Consider the following 20,437-nt stretch of genomic DNA (forward strand, 5'->3'; position numbering starts at 1 on the left):
AACATGAGCGATCTACATGCAAGCAACGGCCCGTGAGGTTTTTGTACCACCGGTACTGCAGGATCTGCGCACCGGCACCGCCGAACTGCACATCGCCCTGGAAAAACGCCTGCCCTTTTTCTCCGACAGCCTGGATTTGTCCGCTTTCCAGCGGCTGATGCGGGCTTATTACGGCTTCTACCTGCCGCTGGAAAGCGCGTTGCAGGACAGCGAGGCCGTCCCTGCCGATTTCGATCTGAACCCGCGCTTGAAAGTCTCGACCCTGCGCAGCGACCTGCTGACCCTGGGCCTGTCCGCCGAGGCGCTGGAACGGCTGCCGCTGTGCCGCCAGTTGCCCGTCATCGACTCCGCCGCTGCCTGCCTTGGCGTGTTGTACGTGCTTGAAGGCGCGACCCTCGGCGGACAGATCCTGCGCCGGGAAATCGCTGCACGGCTGAGCCTGGATGGGCAAAACGGTGCGGCGTTTCTCGACATTTATGGTGCCGCCACCGGCCGACGCTGGCGCGACTTCATCGATTACCTGGGCAGTCGCCCGATGGACGCCGCCGAGCGCGAAGCCGTCGTGACGGCCGCCCACACCACATTCAGCTGTTTCGAGCGCTGGCTCGAAAGCCAGGAGGTTCTGGTATGACCCCGCAAGACCAAGACGCCTTTGAAGAGTTGCTGGCCAACTGCGCCGACGAGCCGATCCGCTTTCCCGGCGCGATCCAGCCGCATGGTCTGCTGTTGACCCTGAGCGAGCCGCAGCTGTCGATCATCCAGATCAGCGCCAACGTTGAAACCCTGCTGGCGCGTGCGCCACAGGAGCTGATCGGCCAGCCGCTGGCGGCACTGATCGGTGAGGCCCATGCCGAGCAGGTTCGTGCGGCCGTGCAGCAACCGCTGCTGTCCGACGCGCCGCCGCTGCACTTGCGGCTCAACGGCACGGCGTTCGAAGGCTTGCTGCACCGGCATCAGGGTGTGCTGATCCTGGAACTGGAAATCCACGTCGAGAATTTCCAGCCGCGCAACGTTGCCGGCACGGAAACCCATCTGGGGCGGATGCTCCAGCGCCTGCAGGCGGCCCAGACCCTGCAAGCGCTGTACGACATCAGCGTCAGGGAAATCCAGGCGATGACCGGCTACGACCGGGTGCTGATCTACCGCTTCGAGGAGGAGGGCCACGGCCAGGTCATCGCCGAAGCGTCCGACCCGTCGATGGAGGTCTTCAACGGCCTGTTCTTCCCGGCCTCCGACATCCCCGAGCAGGCCCGCGAGCTGTACCGCACCAACTGGCTGCGGATCATCCCCAACGCCGACTATCAACCGGTGCCGCTGCTGCCCAAGCTGCGCCCGGACACCCAGACCCCGCTCGACCTGAGTTTCGCCACCCTGCGCAGCGTGTCGCCGATCCACTGTCAGTACATGAAGAACATGGGTGTGCTGTCGTCGATGAGCATCTCCCTGCTCAAGGGCGACAAGCTCTGGGGCTTGATCAGTTGCGGTAACCGCCAGCCGCTGCATGTGCCCCATGAGTTGCGTACGGCGTGCCAGACCATCGGCCAGGTGCTGTCGTTGCAGATCAGCGCGATGGAAGCACTGGAAGTCAGCCGCCAGCGCGAAGAGAAAGTCGAGGCGCTGGCGTTGCTCAATCAGGCGATGATCGATTCGCCGCAGAACGTGTTCGATGGCCTGGCCCATCAGCCAGAAGTACTGATGGCGCTGACCAATGCCGGCGGCATCGCGATAATCGAGGACAAACAGCTGCACCGTTACGGCAACTGCCCGGAGCCGGAAGACATCCGCGCCCTGCACAAATGGTTGCAGGAAACTGGCCAGCCGGTGTTCGCCAGCCACCATCTGGCGGATGCCTACCCACCGGCGGCGGCTTATCAGCAGGTCGCCAGCGGCGTGCTCGCCATGAGCCTGCCCAAACCGGTGGACAACGGCGTGCTGTGGTTCCGTCCGGAGGTCAAAGAGAACATCAACTGGAGCGGCGATCCGCGCAAACCGCTGGATCTGGAAAACTCCGACGCCGGCCTGCGCCTGCGTCCGCGCACCTCGTTTGAAATCTGGAAAGTGGAAATGGCCGGCATTTCCACCAAGTGGAGCCACGGCGACCTGTTCGCCGCCAATGACCTGCGCCGTTCGGCTCTGGAAAACGACCTGGCCCGCCAGGTGCGGCGCGAGCAGGAGGCGGTGCGCGCCCGCGATGAGCTGGTGGCCGTGGTGTCCCACGATCTGCGCAACCCGATGACGGTGATTTCGATGCTGTGCGGCATGATGCAGAAGGCCTTCAGTTCCGATGGTCCGCACACTTCGCGGCGTATCTCCACCGCCATCGATACCATGCAACAGGCCGCCGGACGCATGAACACGCTGCTGGAAGACTTGCTCGACACCTCGAAGATCGACGCCGGGCGCTACACCATCGCGCCGCAGCGACTGGACGTCGCGCAGATGTTCGAGGAAGCGCAATCGCTGCTGGCACCGCTGGCGCTGGACAAGGACATCAGCATCTCGTTCGACGCTGACCCTGATCTGACCATTCATGCCGACCCGGAGCGGCTGTTCCAGGTGCTGTCGAATCTGGTGGGCAACGCGATCAAGTTCACCCCGCGCCTGGGCACGGTCGGCGTGCATGCCAGGTCAGTGGGCGATGACATCGTGTTCACCGTGCGCGACAGCGGCGAAGGCATTCCCAAGGAACACCTGCCTCACGTGTTCGACCGGTACTGGACGGTGAAAGAGGGCAACCCGACCGGCACCGGCCTGGGTCTGTACATCACCCAGGGCATCGTCGAAGCCCATGGCGGGCGGATCGTCGCCGAGAGCGAGCCGGGGCAGGGCAGCGAATTCCGCTTCACCGTGCCGCGTCTGGACTGAGCGCAGCACCTGGCTGTTCAGGGAGCAGGGCAGTTTTGTTCAATACCGGGGACGGGGCGCTGGTTACCGTGGGCGCCTTGTTCCTCGATTTGAAGCAGGTGTGCGATGAGTCTGATTGTTTCGATGGCGGCGTTTGCGCTGGTGGCGTCGATCACGCCGGGGCCGGTGAATATCGTGGCGCTGAGTTCCGGTGCGCAGTTCGGCTTTCGCGCCAGCCAGCGGCATGTGGCCGGGGCGACCCTGGGGTTTGTGCTGTTGCTGGTGTTGATGGGCCTGGGGCTGCATGAACTGCTGCAACTGTGGCCGTTTCTGACCCGGGTGGTGCAACTGGGCGGCGTGGCGTTTCTGCTGTTCATGGCGTGGAAACTGGCGGCTGACGACGGGCAGTTGCAGGCGAAGGAGTCGGGGCGGGCGCCGTCGATGCTGTATGGCGCGGTGATGCAATGGCTCAACCCGAAAGCCTGGCTCGCCTGTGTGGCGGGGATGGGCGCGTTCGTGGCCGATGGCGAAGCGCGGCTGGTGTGGCAGTTTGCGGCGGTGTATCTGGTGATTTGCTATCTGTCGGTGGGTTGCTGGGTGTATGCCGGGACGTTTTTGCGCGGCTACCTGAGCAACCCGGCGGGGATGCGGCTGTTCAACCGGAGCATGGCGTTGTTGCTGGCGGGCAGCGCTGTTTACCTTGTCATGCCCTGACCAAGAGAACGCCGCCCACCTGGCTCTCCCGAAACATCGAGCCGCCCCGGGGGAGAGGGAGGTGGCCGAAAAGAACGTGTACAGCCGCCAAAGCCTTGCCGCGCAGTGGTCACCCCCGATACTGCCCCGGTGTAGCCGCCAGATGCTGCTTGAACGCTCGCTGGAAATGCGCCTGATCGGCAAACCCTGCCTCCAGTGCCACATCGGCAATCAACTGGCCGCTACGCAACCGTTCGCGGGCGAACTGGATGCGCTGGTTGACCAGAAACGCATGGGGCGTCATGCCGTAGTGCTGTTTGAACGCGCGGATCAGGTACGACGGCGACAATTGCGCAGCCGCGCAAATGTCATCAAGACTGAGCAGGTCGGTGCAATGTTCGCGGATGTACCCGGCGGCCCGTTCAAGCTTGAAGTTCGGCTCGCGCAACGGTTGCCCGGCCGGGTTCAGGCGCCATTGCAGGTCGCTGAAAAACTCCACCGCCGCGCTCTGTTTGCGCAGCACATCCTGCTGCTCATCGACCAGCACGGCATACAGCGCCCGTAGCTCGTTGAAGACATGCGCGTCGTCCAGATGGGTGTTGGAAAACCGCCGAAACCCAAGCGATCCGCTGAAGCCCAACTGCTGCTGCAAATCCGCAAGCCACGGGGTTTCCACGTACAGCATCAGGTACGACCAGGGCTGGTCATCGATCGGATTGCAGGCATGCACGTCGCCGGGGTTCATCAGCACCACGGTGCCGGCGCCGACTTCGAACTGCGCTTGCTCGTGTACATAAGTGCTGCGCCCGGCGGTGATCGCGCCAATGGAAAAGTGCGCGTGGGAATGCAGTGCGTAACAGACTTCGCGACCATCGGCGATGGCCCGTGCCTCGATGAAGGGCAGGGCGTCGTCGCGCCAGAAGCGTGGGGCTTTTTCAGGGTTTTTGGCGGCAGCGTGTTTCATGGTTGTGGTTCCCGGCAGGCCAGGGCTGGAGTGTATTAGCTCTGGCCGGCAAAGGCCCGTTCGAGTTCGGCGATGTCGAGTTTTTTCATCTGCATCATCGCCTGCATCGCCCGTTGGCTTTTCGCCGTGTCGGGGTCGGTCATCATGTGCATGAACGCCACCGGCACGATCTGCCAGGACACACCGAACTTGTCCTTGAGCCAGCCGCACTGCTGCGCCTGCACCGGCCCGCCGTCCCCGAGATTGCCCCAGAAGTGGTCGACTTCTTCCTGGTTCTGGCAATTGACCTGAAACGACACCGCTTCGTTGAACTGGAACACCGGGCCGCCGTTGAGCCCGGTGAAAGTCTGCCCGTCGAGTTCGAAACTGACGGTCATCACCGAGCCTTCCGGGCGCCCGTGGAATTCCTGGCCGACCTTGCTGTAGTGGGTCACGGCGGTGATTTTCGAATGGTCGAAGATCGAGCAGTAGAACTTGGCCGCCGCCTCGGCCTGGTCATCGAACCACAGGCACGGCGTGAGCTTCTGAAAACGTTGCATGGCAGTCATCCTCGGCAGGTTAGACACGCTGGATTAACAGCGTAGTCAGTCCTTGATCGGTTTGAAGTGCCGTAGATCGACAACTCGTCGATCCTCAGAAATCCCAGCGCGTCGTCAGTTGCACATTGCGCGGTTCGCCATAAAACCCGGTGCCGAAGTTGCCCAGCCCGGTGTAGTAGGTCGTGTCGAGCAGGTTCTTGACGTTGAGCGTCGTGCTCAGGTGTTCGTTGAAGCGGTAGCGCGCCATCGCATCCACCAGGTAATAGCTGTCCTGGGTGATGCGCACGGTGTGGCCGCCGTTGTCCGTATCGGCGGGGTCGGGCTGGAACACGTTGCCGAAGAATTCGCTCTGCCAGCTCACCCCCGCGCCGAGCGTGAGGTTCTGCCACGCACCAGGCAGGCGATAGCTGCTGAATACCCGGACGATCTGCTCGGGGGCGGTGGTTTGCAGGATCGCGCCGTACACCGGTTCACCCTTGGCGTCGCGGGTGTGATTGAAGGCGTAACCGGCGGAGAGGTTCCAGCCTTCGCGCAGTTCGCCGGCCAGTTCGAATTCGAAGCCTTTGGTGGTTGCACCTTGTACGGGGCGGTACACCGACTCGCTGTCGAAACCGCTGACGTATTCGGCGATGTTGTCCTGTTCGATGCGGAACACGGCAAAACCGGCATTGAGCCGACCGTCGAAGTATTCCGCTTTGACGCCCGCTTCGAGGCTGTTGCCTTGCACCGGTTCCAGCACCTGACGCGAGGCGTCCTTGCTCATTTGCGGCTGATAGATGCGCGTGTAGCTGCTGTAGAGCGAGTAGCGGTCGTCGAGGTCGTAGACCACGCCGGCGTAGGGGGTGAGTACGCCGGTCTGACGATAGCCGTCGCGCACATCTGCGCGTGTCGGGTCGCGGTAGTCGAGGTGGTCGCTGGCGGTGAAGTCGCTGACCCGTCCGCCGAGAATCAGCGCCAGGTCGTTGGTCGGTTTGAGTCGGGTGGCGAGGTAAGCGCCGGTCTGCCGCTGCCGGATGTCATCGCGGCCGACCTGAGGAATGTCCGGTTTGGCGAATTCGCCGCGCCAGTCGAAGATGCTGCCGCCGAGCGCCGGATAGACCGAACCGTAGACCGGGATGTCCTGACGGGTGTTCATCGACATGAACCCGGCGAGCAACTGATGTTCGCGGCCGAACAGGCTGAAGGGGCCGCTGAGGTTGAGGTCGAAATTGTCCTGGACTTCATCGCCCTGGAACCGGCCCATGTACAGGAACATGCCATCGCCGCTGACGGGATCGGGATTGCCGCCGCTCGCCGAGCCGAGCAGGGTGTCGTGCTGGCGGTGTTTGCGGTCGTAGCTGAGTTTGAACGTCCAGTCGTTCGCCAGTTGCCGGCTCAGCGCGGCGAACAGGGTCTGGTTGCTGAAGTCGCGGCGGCTCCAGTCGGTGGCCGGGTTGAACGAGCGCGAAAAGTGCGTGCGCGAGCCGTCGCTGTGGAACATCGGGAAACCGGTCCAGCTGGCACCCCGCGAACGGGTGTTCTGTTGATCGAAACCGACGCTCAGCAAGGTGTCTGGCGAGAGGTCGGCTTCGAGGATGCCGTAGGCGATGTCCTTGTCGTTGCGGTAGTGATCGGCGTAGGCGCTGCGTTGCTGAAGGACGCCGACGAAGCGCCCGCGCAGGTGGCCGTCGGCGGTCAGCGGCCCGCCAATGTCGGCCTCGCCGCGAGCGTTGTCCCAGGAGCCGACGGTGCCGCTGACGGAGGCTTTGAACGCTTCGGTCGGACGCTTGCGGATCAGGTTGACGGTGGCCGAAGGATCGCCGGAACCGGTCATCAGGCCGGTGGCGCCCTTGATGATCTCGACCCGGTCGTAAGGCGCCATGTCGGTGCTGGTGGTGCCGTAATCGTAGACACCGTCGTAATCGGTATTGACCCCGTCGTACTGGAAATTGGTGATCGGCGCGCCGCGACTGGAAAACTCCCAGCGCTCGCTGTCGTAGTTCTGCACGCTGATGCCGGGGGCGCGACGGAGGATGTCGGCGATGCCGGTGGCGCCCTGGTCATCCAGTTGCTGGCGGGTGATCACCGTCACCGATTGCGGGGTTTCGCGCAGAGACAGTGGCAGGCCGGTGGCCGACGACGTCTGGCCGGTGGTGTAGGCCTGGGTGCCCTCGGTGATGGCGCCCAGGTGTTTGCCGGAGACAGTGGTGGCGTCCAGCTCCAGCGGGCCTGTGGCAGAGGGTGCGGCTCGCAGCACATAACCGCCGCTGTTCTGCGCCTGGGCCTGTACGCCGCTGCCTTGCAGCAGGCGTCGCAGGGCTTGTTGTTCGGTGTAGTCGCCCACCAGCCCTGGGCTGCGCCGGTCGGCCGCGAGGTCGTTGTGGCCGGCGAGGAACACGCCGCTCTGTTCGGCAAAACGGTTGAGCACGCTGATCAGTGAACCGGGGGCGATATTGAAGTGATGTTTCTGTGCAGCGGGCTGCTCCGCGCCGCTCGCGAGCAGCGGCACGCACAGTCCGGGCAGGGTCGATGCCAGAATCAGGGCGAGACGGGTGCGAGCGAACGTGGAGCGCAGCATGGAGTTCCCGAAGGCAAACAAAGGACTACTCAAGGTCAACCGGATGAGCGCGAAAAAAGGGAACCGTGAATTGAAAGATGTCAGCCTTTCGGCCCGACATTGACCCACCAGCCGAGCGTTTTGTTGACCCGGATCGGCAACGCCGCTTCCAGCAGGCGCAGGGCCTGATCGGAGTCCCTGAGCGGGAACGAACCCATCACGGGCAGCGCCGCCACCGCCGGATCGCAATGCAGGTGCCCCGGCCGGTAATGGCTCAGTTCTTCGATCAATTCGCCCAGCGGCAGGTTATCGGCCAGCAACAGCCCCTGGCGCCAGGCTTCGCGGGACGGATTGGCCGGCGTTGCGTCCCCCAGATGATCGGCACTGAAAACCAGTTGCCGCCCGGCCGCCACAACCTCGACCTGATCCCGGCGATTACGCACTTGCACCGCGCCTTCATAGACGTTGAGCCAGGTTTGCCGATCGTCCTGGCGCACGCTGAAACGGGTGCCCAGCGCCTGCATCCGACCGTGTGCGGTATCGACCAGAAAGGCGCGGCCGGCATCCTTGGCAGTCTCGATCAGCACTTCGCCGACGCGCAGTTGCAGCAAGCGCTGCGTGGTATCGAAGCGCACGTTGAGTGCGCTCAGGGCGTTGAGCCAGATCCGGCTGCCGTCGCTGAGGGTCGCTTCGCGGGTTTCCCCGGTGTCGGTGGAGAGGTCGGCGCTCAGTCGCTCGACCGCGTCCGGCAGCGGCGTGCTGCGCCATGCAACCCAGCCGCTCAGGCCGGTCGCGGCGAGAATCAGCAAGCCTTTGAGCGACTGACGGCGGCTGATCGACGTGCGGCTGCTGCGCAATGTGTGGCTGACGGCGTGGGCTTCATTTTCACCCTGCAATGGCGCGAAGCGCTGGCCGACCCGTTCCACGTAACGCCAGGCTTCCTGATGCTCGGCACTTTGCGCCAGCCATGCCTGCCAGCGCAGACGCTCGTGATCGGCCACCTGCTCGTCATGCAGTTGCACGTACCACTGCGCGGCTTGTTCGAGGCTGGCGTGGCTGAGTCGGTTCATCGGCTTACTCAATCAACAGGCCGTCGAGTTCGGCTTCCAGCATCGCGCAATGCATCATCGCCTGGGCCAGGTACTTCTTGATCATCCGCTCGCTGACGCCGATTTCCTCGGCGATCAGCCGGTAGGGCATGCCGTGCAGTTGCGCGAGGATGAATGCGGTGCTGACCCGCTGCGGCAGACGCTGGAGCATAGCGTCAACTTCATGCAGGGTTTCGACGATGATCGCCTGCTGCTCCGGCGAGGGCTGCAAGGCTGGCGGACGACTGGCAAGGGTTTCCAGCCAGGTCTGTTCCAGTTGCCGACGGCGCCAGTGATCGACGCACAGGCCTCGGGCGATGGTCGCCAGATGCGAGCGCTCGTGGACTTCGCCGTTGAACGTCTGCGGACGCTTGAGAACGCGAATGAAGGTGTCGTGCGCCAGGTCGGCGGCATCCATCGCGTTGCTCAGGCGTCGGCGCAATAACTCATGCAGCCAGCGGTGATGGCTGAGGTAGAGGTTTTGCACGAGAGAAGTGTCGGCGACCGTCATTCGGGGCAAGCGTCCAGGGTGACCGGTTTATCGGTCTAAATAAGAATGGGTCGCGATTAAAGCAAAAGGCTGGAAACTGCGCAAATGATATTGGTTTGCTTTTAGGTAGAAGGCTGGGTGGTGAGCGTTAGATGTAGTCCTAATGACTCATTAATTAGTCAAATTGACTTTAAAGCGTTTGAGTCAAATTGACTCTTGATGTGCCAACCAATTGATTTTGCAGGCTGATTTAGATGGCATGAGAATTGATCTGTTTAACGTACAAACTGAATCGCTCAGGAGTACGTCAACATGTTCGCTTTCTTCGAGAGTCCGCTGAACGTTCTTCATCTATCGAGCAAAGTGCTCGTCGCTGGCCTGATCATGTTGCTGGCCGGGATCTACGGCGCCTATCTCTACCAGGGGCACATGCCGATTGCGCTGTTGGTGGGAATGCACGCGCTGACCATTCTTGGCCCGACGCTGCTGAAGATCGGTTATGTGCTGCGTCTGCTGTCGCAATACCGGCTGGGGAACGCTCGCGCTCTGGCCGTGGCCTGAGACACACTTCAGCGCCGCAGCGCTGTCATCAGCAACGACTGCGGCGCCGGACTCTGCGGATGCTGTGGCTCTTGCAGGCCGGCCAGTTGAAAACCCGCCATGTCCAGCGCATTGAGCCAGCTCGACAACGTGCGGAAATACCACGGCATCGGTTGCCACTGGCCCTTGAACCCGGCGAAGGTCTCTTCCCGCCAGCCATCCTGATAATCGCCCGCCGCCACGGCCCATGGGTGCAGGGTCTGGATCACCAATGTGCCGCCGGGGACGAGCAGCGTGTTCATCGCGGCGAGCAAGGGAATGATGTCCTGATGCAGCAGCGAGAAGTTGGCGCAGATCAGGTCGTAGTCGCGGCCGACGTCCAGCTGCGCTTGCGCCAGGGCTTCGTAGCTGGCGACGTGAACATCCGCTGAGCCGGCCGCGCGCGCCGCTTCAATCAGTGTCGGATCGCCGTCCACGCCGACCGCTGTGATGCCCCGGTCCGCCAGCGCCCGCAACAGCCAGCCTTCACCGCAGCCCAGGTCGAGCACGCGTTCGGGCTGGCGGCCCATCACTGCCAGCAGAATCGCCTGGTCGGTGACTTGCAGGCGGCTGTCGATGGCGCCGCTGCGGATCGCTTCGATCCAGGATCGGGCGTTGTGCTGCCAGCTCTGCAAGAGATCGGATTCGGGGGCGGACATGGCGATCTCCAGTGGCGGATTAAAACGCGGGGTCGATCAGGCGGATCCGGTCACGTCCACCGCGCTTGGATTCGTACAGCGCGGCGTCGCCCTGTTCGATCAATGCCGTCAGGTTGGCCGGTGGCCGGGTAAACAGCGTGGCGCCGATGCTCAGGGTCACCGCCTGGGGCGTGACGAAGGTCTGTGCGGCGTTCTGGTGAAATTGTTCACGCAGCCTGCCGCCCAGCTCGACAACCTGTTCGTTGGAGGTGTTGCCGAGCAGGATGACAAACTCGTCACCGCCGAGTCTGGCCGCCAGCGCGCCTTCGGGCAACACGGCGCGGATCATTTCACTCAGGCTGATGAGCAAACGGTCGCCAGCGGTATGGCCGTAGAGGTCGTTGATCAGTTTGAAATTGTCGATGTCGATCAGCAGCAGGGCGCCGCGTCGGGTGCTGGAGACGTCATCCAGCAACCGTGGCGCCCGGACTTCCAGGGCGCGGCGGTTGTACAGGGCGGTCAGCGGGTCGCGCGCGGCCAGTCGGGCAATCTGTTTTTCCCGGCGATAACGTTCGGTGCCGGTCATCGACAGCGCGATCAACATGATCGCCATTGCGCCTTCGACCAGGGAAATCTGGATGATCTCGCCACGAAACGCGGCCAGGTCGATCAACGTGCCCGGAATGATCACCGTGGTCGCCTTGGCGACATAGAACAGCCCATGGACCAGCAGCACATAGCGCAGTTGCACCGCCCCGATACTCAGCGACTTGCCATGGGGCCGCAGCAGAAAACTGCCCTTGAGCGTCGGCAGGGCCACCAGCAGCGAGTTGGCGACCAGCATGATCTTCGACCACGAGGGATCGTCCGGCAGCAACAGCAGGGCCAGCCAGGCGCAGAACATCAGATACCAGACGCGCGACAGGCGCTGTTGCGTGAAACGCGCCACGCCCAGCAGAAACAGCCAGTGAGCGAGCACCAGCAGACCGTTGGCGAACCAGATGCCGATGAACAGAAAACCGCTGCCACGCAGCAAGGCCAGGGTCGAGCCCACGGTGATCGTGGCGAAGCCTGCGCTCCAGAACAGCAGCGAGGATTCACGAATGCTGCGCCACTCGACGGCCAGGTACAGCGCGGCAGCCGCTGCGAGGGCGGTCGAGAGGGTCAGCATCGTGGGAGGATCAAGCGCCATGAACGGACTGGCCTGTTAATCGGGGAAAAGGGACGCGATTGTAAGCGGTTGGCCATTTGCCTGCTAATTTCAAACGCTCAGTGGTGATTGGCAGAGGAGGTGTGCAATGGACCGATTCACTGGCGGTTGCCTGTGCGGCGATGTCCGGATCGAGGCCGTGGGGCGGCCGTGGCGGGTTGGCCTGTGTCATTGCCTGGATTGCCGCAAGCATCACGGCGCGCTGTTTCATGCCTCGGCGATCTTCCCCCGAGACAGCAGTGACCATCAGCGGCCAAACCCGTGACTACGCCGGACGATTCTTCTGTCCGCGCTGCGGATCTTCAGTATTCGCCCGGACCGGCGATGAGGTCGAAATCAACCTGGGCTCGCTCGATGCCCCCGATCAACTGCAACCGACCTACGAAAGCTGGGTCGTGCGGCGCGAGTCGTGGCTGCCGGTGTTTGCCCTGGCCAGGCATTATCAGGGCGATCGCGAAGGCAGCGGGCGTTCCGAGCCGTAGCCGCTCATGACCGGCGGTCGCGACGGCTGGCCGTCGAGGCAAATTGCGCTTAGCTCAATGGGATAAGCCGAGGCGCGCGTAGGTCGTGAAAGACCACAGCGGCGCCCCTTCAGAACACCGTGAGTCTGAGGAAATCCCCGATGCTGACCTTGAATATCAACGGTAAGGATCAGGAGCTCGATGTCCCGGCGGACATGCCGTTGCTCTGGGTTCTGCGCGACGTCGCGCACCTGACCGGCACCAAGTTCGGTTGCGGCATGGCCCAGTGCGGTGCCTGCACCGTGCATGTCGATGGCGCGCCGCTGCGCTCGTGTATCACGCCGGCCACGGCGGTGGCCCACGGGCAAAAAATCCTCACCATCGAAGGTCTGTCCAGTGACGGCTCGCACCCGGTGCAACAGGCCTGGGCCGAGCTGGACGTGGTGCAATGCGGCTACTGCCAGTCCGGGCAGATCATGTCTGCCGCCGCGTTGCTGGCGAAAATCCCCAAGCCCACCGACAGCGATATCGACCAGGCGCTCTCCGGCAACATCTGCCGCTGCGGCACCTATCCAAGAATCCGCGCGGCGGTCAAACGCGCCGCCGATATCGGTTGAACCGGGCGAGGGGAGATGTGCCATGAACAGTCCTGTATCCCGTCGCGGTTTTCTCAAGGGCAGCGTCGTGCTGGGTGGCGGTCTGGTGGTGGCGTTCGTCGTCCCCGGCGGCCATCGCTTTGCCCGTGCAGCGGAGAACGAAGGCAAGGCCTTCGCACCGAATGCGTTCCTGCGCATCGCCGCCGACAACAGCGTGACCGTGCTGCTGGGGCATTCGGAAATGGGCCAGGGCATCTGGACCGGCCTGACCATGCTGATCGCCGAAGAGCTGGACGCCGACTGGTCAAAAATCCGTGTCGAACACGCGCCGGCCTCGGCTGTCGATTACGGTCTGCCGGCCTTTGGCGGCATGCAGATCACCGGCGGCTCGACGTCGACCTGGATGGAGTTCGACCGTTATCGCTTGGCCGGTGCCACCGCGCGGCAGATGCTGGTCGAAGCGGCGGCCAAGCGTTTCGAGGTCGCGCCGTCGGCGATTCGCACCGAGTCTGGTGTGGTGATCGCTGGCGATAAACAGGCGACTTATGGCGAGCTGGCGGACGCCGCCGGACAACTGCCGGTGCCGGATCCGAAGTCGATCACTTTCAAGGAAGCCAAGGACTGGAAGGTCATCGGCAAACCGACCAGACGCCTCGACACCCCGGAGAAAATCACCGGTCGCGCCAAATTCGGCATGGATGTGCAATTCGACGGCCTGATGACGGCGATGGTCGCCCGCGCGCCGGTGTTCGGCGCCACGGTCAAGTCCTTCGAAGGCGCCGAGGCGTTGGCGGTGCCGGGTGTGCACAAGGTCGTGCAGGTGCCGAGCGGGGTGGCGGTGATCGCCGAGCATTATTGGGCGGCGAAACTGGGGCGCGATGCCTTGAAGGTCGAATGGGACAAGGGGCCGCACGCGGACCTGAGCAGTGAGAAGCTGCTGGAGAGTTTTCGCAAACTGGCGGCCACGCCGGGGACTTCCGCCAGTCAGGCCGGGGACGCCGAGGCCAACTTCGGCAAAGCGGCGAAGAAAATCGACGTCGAGTACAGCGTGCCGTACCTGGCCCATGCGCCGATGGAGCCGCTCAATTGCACGGTGAAAATCAGCGCGGAAAAATGCGAGATCTGGACCGGCACCCAGTTCCAGACACTGGATCAGATGATCGCCGGCAAGATCACCGGGCTCAAACCGGAGCAGGTAGAGATTCACACTGAATTTCTCGGCGGTGGCTTTGGTCGTCGGGCCAACCCGACCTCGGACTTTGTCGCCGAAGCGGTGCAAGTGGCGAAAGCCGCCGCCCTGCCGGTGAAAACCGTGTGGGCGCGCGAGGATGATATCCGGGGCGGTTATTACCGCTCGATGTTCCTGCACCAGGCGCGTATCGGACTCGGTGCCGATGGCATGCCGCAAGCCTGGCAGCATGTGCTGGTCGGGCAGTCGATCATGACCGGCACCTTGCTCGAAGCCACCATGGTCAAGAACGGCATCGACCCGACGTCGGTCGAAGGCGTGGCGGACAGTCCTTACATCAAGGGACTGGCGCACCAGCAAGTCGAACTGCATTCGCCACAGACCGGCATCAACGTGCTGTGGCTGCGTTCGGTGGGGCATACCCACACCGCGTTTGTCATGGAGTCGTTGATCGATGAGCTGGCGACGGCGGCGGGCAAGGACCCGGTGGAGTACCGGCGAGTCCTGCTCAAGGATCATCCACGGCACCTCGGCGTACTGAACCTGGCGGTGGAGAAAGCCAACTGGAAAGCGCCGCTGCCCGATGGCCACGCCCTCGGCGTGGCGGTGCATGAGTCGTTCGGCAGTTATGTGGCGCAGGTGGCCGAGGTGTCCCAGGACAATCTGGCGATCCGCGTGCATCGGGTGGTGTGCGCGGTGGATTGCGGGATTGCGGTCAATCCGCAGAGCATCGCCGCGCAGATGGAGTCGTGCATCACCTTCGGCCTGGGTATGGCCCTGCGCAGCAAACTGACGATCAGGAACGGCCAGGTTCAGCAGTCCAATTACCACGACTATCAAGTGTTGCGCCTGAACGAGATGCCGTTGGTCGAGGTGCATCTGCTGCCCAGCAGCGACAAGCCCGGGGGTATCGGCGAGGCCGGTGTGCCGCCCACCGCGCCGGCGGTGGCCAACGCGGTGTTTGCCCTGACCGGGCAGCGCCTGCGGGAACTGCCGCTGCAACTGTCGGGGGTGTGAGATGAAACGTCATCTGCTGTTGGGAACGGTGATTCTGCTCGGCCTCGGCGGTTACACCTCGGATCTGTTCGCCGACGATCAGGAGGCCCTGAAAGCCTTCGACACGGTACAGAAAGTGTTCCAGAGCCCGCGTTGCCAGAACTGCCACATTCCCGGTGACTCGCCGTTGCAGTTCGATGCCGGCATACCCCACGCGATGAACGTGGTGCGGGGCATGGACGGCAAGGGCGCCGCCGGTTTGCCCTGTGCCACCTGCCACGCCGAAAACAATCCACCGGCCAGTTACGGCCCCCACGCGCCGCCCGGAGCGCCGCACTGGAGCCTGCCGCCGGCCGCGCACAAAATGGCCTGGATCGGTCTGCCGGCGGATCGCCTGTGCACGATGATCAAGGATCGTGCGAGCAACGGCGATCGCGATTTCGCCGCGCTGATCAAGCACGTCAGCGAGGACAAACTGGTGCTGTGGGGCTGGAATCCCGGAGCGGGGCGGCAACCGGTGCCGGTGCCGCACGACATCTTCGTCACCCAGTTCAAGCTCTGGGCCGATGCCGGCGGGCCATGTCCGGTCGCCGGAAGCTGACCGACGGCGGCGCGGCGAAGGAGTAGAACCCGGCGTGGTCTACTCTAAAGAACAGATACCTCAATGGAGTGACTGATGCTGGCGCCCGAAAAACCCGTCAATGAACACGCCCGTGTAAAGACCCTGCACGGGCTCAATGTCCTCGATACCGTTCCCGAAGAGCGCTTCGACCGCCTGACCCGTCTGGCGCGGCGGGTGTTCAACGTGCCGATCGCCCTGGTCAGCCTGGTGGATGCCGAGCGGCAGTGGTTCAAGTCGTGTATGGGGCTCGACGCCACGGAAACCGGGCGTGACGTGTCGTTTTGCGGGCATGCGATCCTCGGCGATCAGATTCTGCAGATAAGCGACGCGGCGCAGGATGAGCGCTTTCACGACAATCCGTTGGTGACGGGCGACCCGGGTATCCGTTTCTATGCCGGCTGCCCGTTGCAGGTCGCCGATGGCAGCAAGCTGGGCACGTTATGCCTGATCGACACCAAACCCCGTCAGCTCGACGATGATGAGCGCGAATTGCTGCGCGATCTGGCGCGGATGGCCGAGCAGGAGTTGATGGCTGTGCAGATGGCGAGCATGGACGAACTGACGTTGCTGTCCAACCGCCGGGGCTTCAAGGCGCTGGCGCAGCACGGCCTGGACGCCTGCGCACGGCTGGATAAGCCGGCGACATTGCTGTTTTTCGACCTCAACGACTTCAAGCAGATCAACGATCTCTTCGGGCATGCCGAAGGTGACAGCGCGCTGAAAACCTTTGCCGATGTATTGCGCGTTGCGTTTCGCGAAAGTGATGTGATCGGGCGTCTGGGCGGCGATGAGTTCGTGGCACTGCTCACGGGCTCCAGCCATGTGGAGACCACGGCGATCATGGCGCGGCTCAAGGAAATCCTCGACGAGCGCAATGCCACGCTGCAGCGCGGTTATGACATCCGCTTCAGCGTCGGCCAGATCGAGTACGACCCGCAGCGCCATGACAGCGTGGCACGCCTGCTGGCGGACGCCGACGGCGCGATGTATGCGCACAAGCAGGCGCTGAAGCGGCGTTAATCCCGGCCCCTTCGCGGGCAAGCCCGCTCCCACACTGGACTGTGCAGCTTTTGTGGGAGCGGGCTTGCCCGCGAAGGCGTCCTTACAGGTTCCCCCGCACTACTTGGCGAACAACTGCCCGATGTCCTTGAACGCCTTGAATTCCAGGGCATTGCCGCACGGGTCGAACAGAAACATCGTTGCCTGTTCGCCGACCTGGCCCTGAAAACGAATCCCCGGCTCGATCACAAACCGCGTACCCAGCGACTGCAAGCGCTCGGCCAGCGCCTGCCATTCGTCCATGCCCAGCACCACGCCGAAATGCGGCACCGGTACGTTGTGGCCGTCCACGGCATTGGTGTGGGCGGCTTCCTGGGAGGCATTCTTCGGCGCGAGATGGATCACCAGTTGATGGCCGAAAAAATTGAAATCGACCCAGTGATCGCTGGAGCGGCCTTCCTCCAGACCAAACACCTCCCGATAGAAATGCCGTGCGGCGGCCAGGTCGTACACCGGAATGGCCAGATGGAAAGGGCTGAGCTGCATGCTGTAAGTCTCGATCAATGGAGTAGGTGCATAGAGTCTAACGCTGTGCTTTTCGATGGAAAGACGATAGTTTTTGCGCCGAGATCAAATTATTTCGATCAATCGAGGTACGCATGCTGCGTGAACTCAAAACCTTTCTCGCGGTGGCGCGCCATGGCACTTTTGCCGCCGCCGGTTTGCACATCGGGCTGACCCAATCGGCCGTCAGCGCGCAGATCCGCAATCTGGAACAGGCGCTGGGCGTGCGACTGTTTGATCGCACCGGGCGTCAGGCGATCCTCAACCCGGCGGGGCAGCGCGCGGTGCCGATGGCGCAGGACATGCTGGCCACCTTCCAGCGCATGGCGGTCAGCGAAAAGGTCAGCGAGTTTCGCGGCGAACTGAAAATCGGCGCCGTCGCCACCGCGCAGACCGGGCTGCTGCCGCAGGCCTTGTTGCGATTGCGTCAGCAGGCGCCGGGTCTTGAGCCGAAACTGGTGCCGGGGGTGTCGTTGAACCTGCTGAGCCAGGTGGATGCCGGCGAAGTCGATCTGGCGATCATGATCAAGCCGCCATTCGAACTGCCCAAGGAGTTGTCGGCGCAGGTGATCCGGCGCGAACCTTTCGTGCTGATCGTGCCGCCGACGGTCGAAGGCGACGATCCGCTGCAACTGCTCGCCGACCAGCCCCACGTGCGCTACGACCGCAACTCGTTCGGGGGCCGGCTGGTGACGCGGTTTCTGCGCGAACAGCGGATAGACGTGCGGGTGGCGCTGGAACTGGATGAACTGGAAGCCATCGTGAAGATGGTCGAATGCGGGCTCGGGGTTTCTCTGTTGCCCAGAGCAGGGCTGTGGCTTGAGCATCCGCTGAAGGTGAGGGTGATCGAACTGGGGGAACTGACGTTCTATCGCGAAATGGTGTTGTTGCAGCGCTACAGCCAGCGCTCTCAACCGATTCAACAGTTGTTTGCCCGGTGCCTGGAAACGCAGGCATGAAAAAACCCGCCATTGGGCGGGTTTTTTTATCGGCTGACCGAAGATTACTCTTCGATGCTGCCCATGGCGGTGGTGTTGAAACCGCCGTCCACGTACATGATTTCACCGCTGATGCCCGACGCCAGGTCCGAGCACAGGAAGGCGCCGGCGTTGCCGACTTCTTCGATGGTGACGTTGCGGCGCAGCGGAGTTTGCGCTTCGTTGGCGGCCAGCATCTTGCGGAAGTTCTTGATGCCCGAGGCTGCCAGGGTACGGATCGGGCCGGCCGATACGCAGTTGACGCGGGTGCCGTCCGGGCCCAGGGAACCGGCCAGGTAACGCACGCCGGCTTCCAGCGAAGCCTTGGCCATGCCCATCACGTTGTAGTTCGGCATGGTGCGCTCGGCGCCCAGGTACGACAGGGTCAGCAGGCTACCGTTGCGGCCTTTCATCATTTCGCGACCGGCCTTGGCCAGGGCCACGAAGCTGTAGGCGCTGATGTCGTGGGAGATGCGGAAACCTTCACGGGTGGTGGCTTCGGTGAAGTCGCCGTCCAGTTGGTCGCCCGGGGCGAAGCCAACGGAGTGAACGATGCAGTCCAGGCCGTCCCACTTCTTGCTCAGCGCTTCGAAGACCTGGGTGATTTCTTCATCACTGGCCACGTCGCACGGGAAGCACAGCTCAGGGCTCGAACCCCAGCCCTGTGCGAACTCTTCGACACGACCTTTCAGTTTGTCGTTCTGATAAGTGAAGGCAAGCTCAGCGCCCTCGCGATGCATGGCGGCAGCGATGCCGGATGCGATGGACAGCTTGCTGGCGACACCGACGATCAGTACGCGCTTACCGGCGAGAAAACCCATGTGTTGCTCCTCTTTCAGGTTATTGCGCAGTGGCTGGTGCCAGAAAAGCGGCTTCCAGCAACTGCTGTGTATACGGATGTTGGGGGGCGGCAAAAATGTCTTGCGCGTCTCCCTGTTCGACCACTTGGCCATGCTTGACCACCATCAACTGGTGGCTCAGCGCTTTGACGACAGCCAGGTCATGGCTGATGAACAAATACGTCAGGTTGTACTTGGCTTGCAGTGAACGCAACAGCTCCACCACTTGCCGCTGCACCGTCCGGTCGAGCGCCGAAGTCGGCTCGTCCAGCAGGATCAGCGCCGGTTTGAGCACCAGGGCCCGGGCAATGGCGATTCGTTGCCGTTGCCCACCGGAAAATTCGTGAGGGTAGCGGTGCCGGGTTTCCGGATCCAGACCTACCTCCTTGAGCGCAGCGATAATCGCCGCCTCCTGTTCTGCCTCTGTGCCGATCCTGTGGATCCGCAGGCCTTCACCAACGATGTCGTTCACGCACATCCGCGGGCTCAAGCTGCCGAACGGATCCTGGAACACCACCTGCATCTCCCGGCGCAACGGGCGAACCTCGTTCTGCGTCAGGCAGTCTAGCTGCTTGCCCTCGAAACGGATCACGCCTTTGCTGCCGATCAAACGCAAAATCGCCAGACCCAGCGTGGATTTGCCGGAACCGCTTTCACCCACGATCCCCAGGGTCTGACCCTGCGGCAGGCTGAAATGGATGCCGTCCACTGCCTTGACGTGATCCACCGTGCGCTTGAACAAGCCTTTCTTGATCGGAAACCAGACTTTCAAGTCCTCGACCTGCAACAGCGGCGCACCGATTTTATTGCTCGCCGGGCCTCCGCTGGGCTCCGCCGCCAGCAGTTCCCGAGTGTACGGATGCTGCGGCGAACGGAACAGTTCTTCGCACGATGCCTGTTCGACGATGCAACCGCGCTGCATGACACATACGCGATGCGCAATTCTTCGCACGAGGTTCAAATCGTGACTGATCAGTAACAGCGCCATGCCCAGGCGGGCCTGCAATTCTTTGAGCAGATCGAGGATTTTCAGCTGAACGGTCACGTCCAGCGCGGTGGTCGGTTCGTCGGCGATCAGCAGTTCCGGCTCGTTGGCCAGGGCCATGGCGATCATCACCCGCTGGCGCTGGCCGCCGGACAGCTCGTGGGGCAGGGCCTTGAGGCGCTTGTGCGGCTCGGGGATGCCGACCATCTCCAGCAGTTCCAGGGTGCGTTTGGTCGCGACTTTGCCGGTCAGGCCCTTGTGGATGCCCAGCACCTCGTTGATCTGCTTCTCGATCGAGTGCAGCGGATTGAGCGAGGTCATCGGCTCCTGAAAGATCATCGCGATCCGGTTGCCCCGGATGTGGCGGATGGTTTTTTCCTTCAGTTCCAGCAGGTTTTGCCCGGCGTAATTGATGCTGCCGGCCGGATGTCGGGCCAGCGGGTAGGGCAGCAGGCGCAGGATCGAGTGTGCCGTCACCGACTTGCCCGAACCGCTCTCGCCGACCAGGGCCAGGGTTTCGCCACGCTTGATATCGAAGCTGATGCCTTCGACCACCCGGTGCGAGCGCTCGCCCGTGCCGAATTCGACGGCCAGGTCGCGGACTTCGATCAGATTGTCCTGATTCATT

At 62.9% G+C, this 20,437-nt stretch carries 19 protein-coding genes and 1 pseudogene; 10 read left to right on the forward strand and 10 right to left on the reverse strand.

Translation table 11 applies throughout. The annotated features are described in order from the left end of the window. The first annotated feature begins 16 nt into the window (after window positions 1–16). From N8H74_RS17285 to N8H74_RS17295, 3 genes are all read left to right on the forward strand, one after another. Window positions 17–631 carry a biliverdin-producing heme oxygenase gene (locus N8H74_RS17285; protein WP_262149037.1) on the forward strand — a complete coding sequence of 205 codons (615 nt, stop codon included), beginning with the start codon at window positions 17–19 and terminating at the stop codon, window positions 629–631. Beyond that, window positions 628–2,865 carry an ATP-binding protein gene (locus N8H74_RS17290; protein ID WP_262149039.1) on the forward strand — a complete coding sequence of 746 codons (2,238 nt, stop codon included), beginning with the start codon at window positions 628–630 and terminating at the stop codon, window positions 2,863–2,865. The genes N8H74_RS17285 and N8H74_RS17290 overlap by 4 nt, the downstream gene beginning before the upstream one ends. 105 nt (window positions 2,866–2,970) lie before the next feature. Beyond that, entirely contained in the window at window positions 2,971–3,558 is a 588-nt protein-coding gene (locus tag N8H74_RS17295) for a LysE family translocator (protein ID WP_217833645.1), read from the forward strand. A gap of 109 nt (window positions 3,559–3,667) precedes the next feature. Here the strand turns inward: N8H74_RS17295 and N8H74_RS17300 are convergent, their stop codons facing one another. From N8H74_RS17300 to N8H74_RS17320, 5 genes are all read right to left on the reverse strand, one after another. Further along, entirely contained in the window at window positions 3,668–4,501 is an 834-nt protein-coding gene (locus tag N8H74_RS17300; protein WP_262149041.1) for an AraC family transcriptional regulator, read from the reverse strand. A gap of 35 nt (window positions 4,502–4,536) precedes the next feature. Further along, entirely contained in the window at window positions 4,537–5,040 is a 504-nt protein-coding gene (locus N8H74_RS17305) for a VOC family protein (protein WP_217833647.1), read from the reverse strand. A gap of 94 nt (window positions 5,041–5,134) precedes the next feature. After that, entirely contained in the window at window positions 5,135–7,597 is a 2,463-nt protein-coding gene (locus N8H74_RS17310) for a TonB-dependent receptor (RefSeq protein ID WP_262149043.1), read from the reverse strand. Between the two features lie 80 nt (window positions 7,598–7,677). Then, entirely contained in the window at window positions 7,678–8,646 is a 969-nt protein-coding gene (locus N8H74_RS17315) for a FecR domain-containing protein (RefSeq protein ID WP_262149045.1), read from the reverse strand. A 4-nt stretch (window positions 8,647–8,650) separates the two neighbouring features. After that, on the reverse strand, window positions 8,651–9,175 hold the full coding sequence (locus tag N8H74_RS17320) for a sigma-70 family RNA polymerase sigma factor (protein WP_217833650.1): 525 nt from the start codon (window positions 9,173–9,175) through the stop codon (window positions 8,651–8,653). A 291-nt stretch (window positions 9,176–9,466) separates the two neighbouring features. Here N8H74_RS17320 and N8H74_RS17325 point away from each other — a divergent pair, with 291 nt between their 5' ends. After that, the gene (locus tag N8H74_RS17325; protein ID WP_217833651.1) at window positions 9,467–9,715 is read left to right on the forward strand and encodes a transmembrane sensor/regulator PpyR; all 249 of its coding nucleotides are present in this window, start codon (window positions 9,467–9,469) and stop codon (window positions 9,713–9,715) included. A gap of 8 nt (window positions 9,716–9,723) precedes the next feature. On the opposite strand, the gene N8H74_RS17330 is transcribed toward N8H74_RS17325, so the two are convergent. Both N8H74_RS17330 and N8H74_RS17335 read right to left on the reverse strand, forming a co-directional pair. After that, window positions 9,724–10,392, reverse strand: a complete 669-nt coding sequence (locus tag N8H74_RS17330; RefSeq protein WP_262149048.1) for a class I SAM-dependent methyltransferase — start codon at window positions 10,390–10,392, stop codon at window positions 9,724–9,726. A 19-nt stretch (window positions 10,393–10,411) separates the two neighbouring features. Further along, window positions 10,412–11,563 carry a GGDEF domain-containing protein gene (locus tag N8H74_RS17335; RefSeq protein ID WP_262149050.1) on the reverse strand — a complete coding sequence of 384 codons (1,152 nt, stop codon included), beginning with the start codon at window positions 11,561–11,563 and terminating at the stop codon, window positions 10,412–10,414. Window positions 11,564–11,669: 106 nt separating this feature from the next. Here N8H74_RS17335 and N8H74_RS17340 point away from each other — a divergent pair. From N8H74_RS17340 to N8H74_RS17360, 5 genes and pseudogenes are all read left to right on the forward strand, one after another. Beyond that, window positions 11,670–12,063 (forward strand): annotated as a pseudogene (locus N8H74_RS17340) (GFA family protein). Window positions 12,064–12,203: 140 nt separating this feature from the next. Beyond that, window positions 12,204–12,659, forward strand: a complete 456-nt coding sequence (locus N8H74_RS17345) for a (2Fe-2S)-binding protein (RefSeq protein ID WP_007956954.1) — start codon at window positions 12,204–12,206, stop codon at window positions 12,657–12,659. 22 nt (window positions 12,660–12,681) lie between these two features. Beyond that, window positions 12,682–14,844: a xanthine dehydrogenase family protein molybdopterin-binding subunit gene (locus N8H74_RS17350; RefSeq protein ID WP_262149054.1), complete on the forward strand. Its 2,163-nt coding sequence runs from the start codon at window positions 12,682–12,684 to the stop codon at window positions 14,842–14,844. A gap of 1 nt (window position 14,845) precedes the next feature. Next, entirely contained in the window at window positions 14,846–15,424 is a 579-nt protein-coding gene (locus N8H74_RS17355; protein ID WP_262149056.1) for a hypothetical protein, read from the forward strand. Window positions 15,425–15,499: 75 nt separating this feature from the next. After that, window positions 15,500–16,465 (forward strand): sensor domain-containing diguanylate cyclase, encoded by a 966-nt coding sequence (locus N8H74_RS17360; RefSeq protein WP_262149058.1) that lies wholly within the window; start codon window positions 15,500–15,502, stop codon window positions 16,463–16,465. Window positions 16,466–16,564: 99 nt separating this feature from the next. Here N8H74_RS17360 and N8H74_RS17365 read toward each other — a convergent pair whose 3' ends face one another. Beyond that, window positions 16,565–16,990: a VOC family protein gene (locus tag N8H74_RS17365; protein ID WP_262149060.1), complete on the reverse strand. Its 426-nt coding sequence runs from the start codon at window positions 16,988–16,990 to the stop codon at window positions 16,565–16,567. A 113-nt stretch (window positions 16,991–17,103) separates the two neighbouring features. Here N8H74_RS17365 and N8H74_RS17370 point away from each other — a divergent pair, with 113 nt between their 5' ends. Next, the gene (locus N8H74_RS17370; protein WP_262149062.1) at window positions 17,104–17,967 is read left to right on the forward strand and encodes a LysR family transcriptional regulator; all 864 of its coding nucleotides are present in this window, start codon (window positions 17,104–17,106) and stop codon (window positions 17,965–17,967) included. A gap of 44 nt (window positions 17,968–18,011) precedes the next feature. Here the strand turns inward: N8H74_RS17370 and fabI are convergent, their stop codons facing one another. Then, window positions 18,012–18,806, reverse strand: coding sequence for an enoyl-ACP reductase FabI (fabI, locus tag N8H74_RS17375; RefSeq protein ID WP_217833660.1), 795 nt, complete (start codon window positions 18,804–18,806; stop codon window positions 18,012–18,014). 19 nt (window positions 18,807–18,825) lie between these two features. Next, on the reverse strand, window positions 18,826–20,436 hold the full coding sequence (locus tag N8H74_RS17380) for an ABC transporter ATP-binding protein (protein ID WP_262149064.1): 1,611 nt from the start codon (window positions 20,434–20,436) through the stop codon (window positions 18,826–18,828). Between the last annotated feature and the right edge of the window lies 1 nt (window position 20,437).

It is taken from the genome of Pseudomonas sp. B2M1-30 (genome assembly GCF_025447575.1).
Taxonomy (GTDB): domain Bacteria; phylum Pseudomonadota; class Gammaproteobacteria; order Pseudomonadales; family Pseudomonadaceae; genus Aquipseudomonas; species Aquipseudomonas botevensis.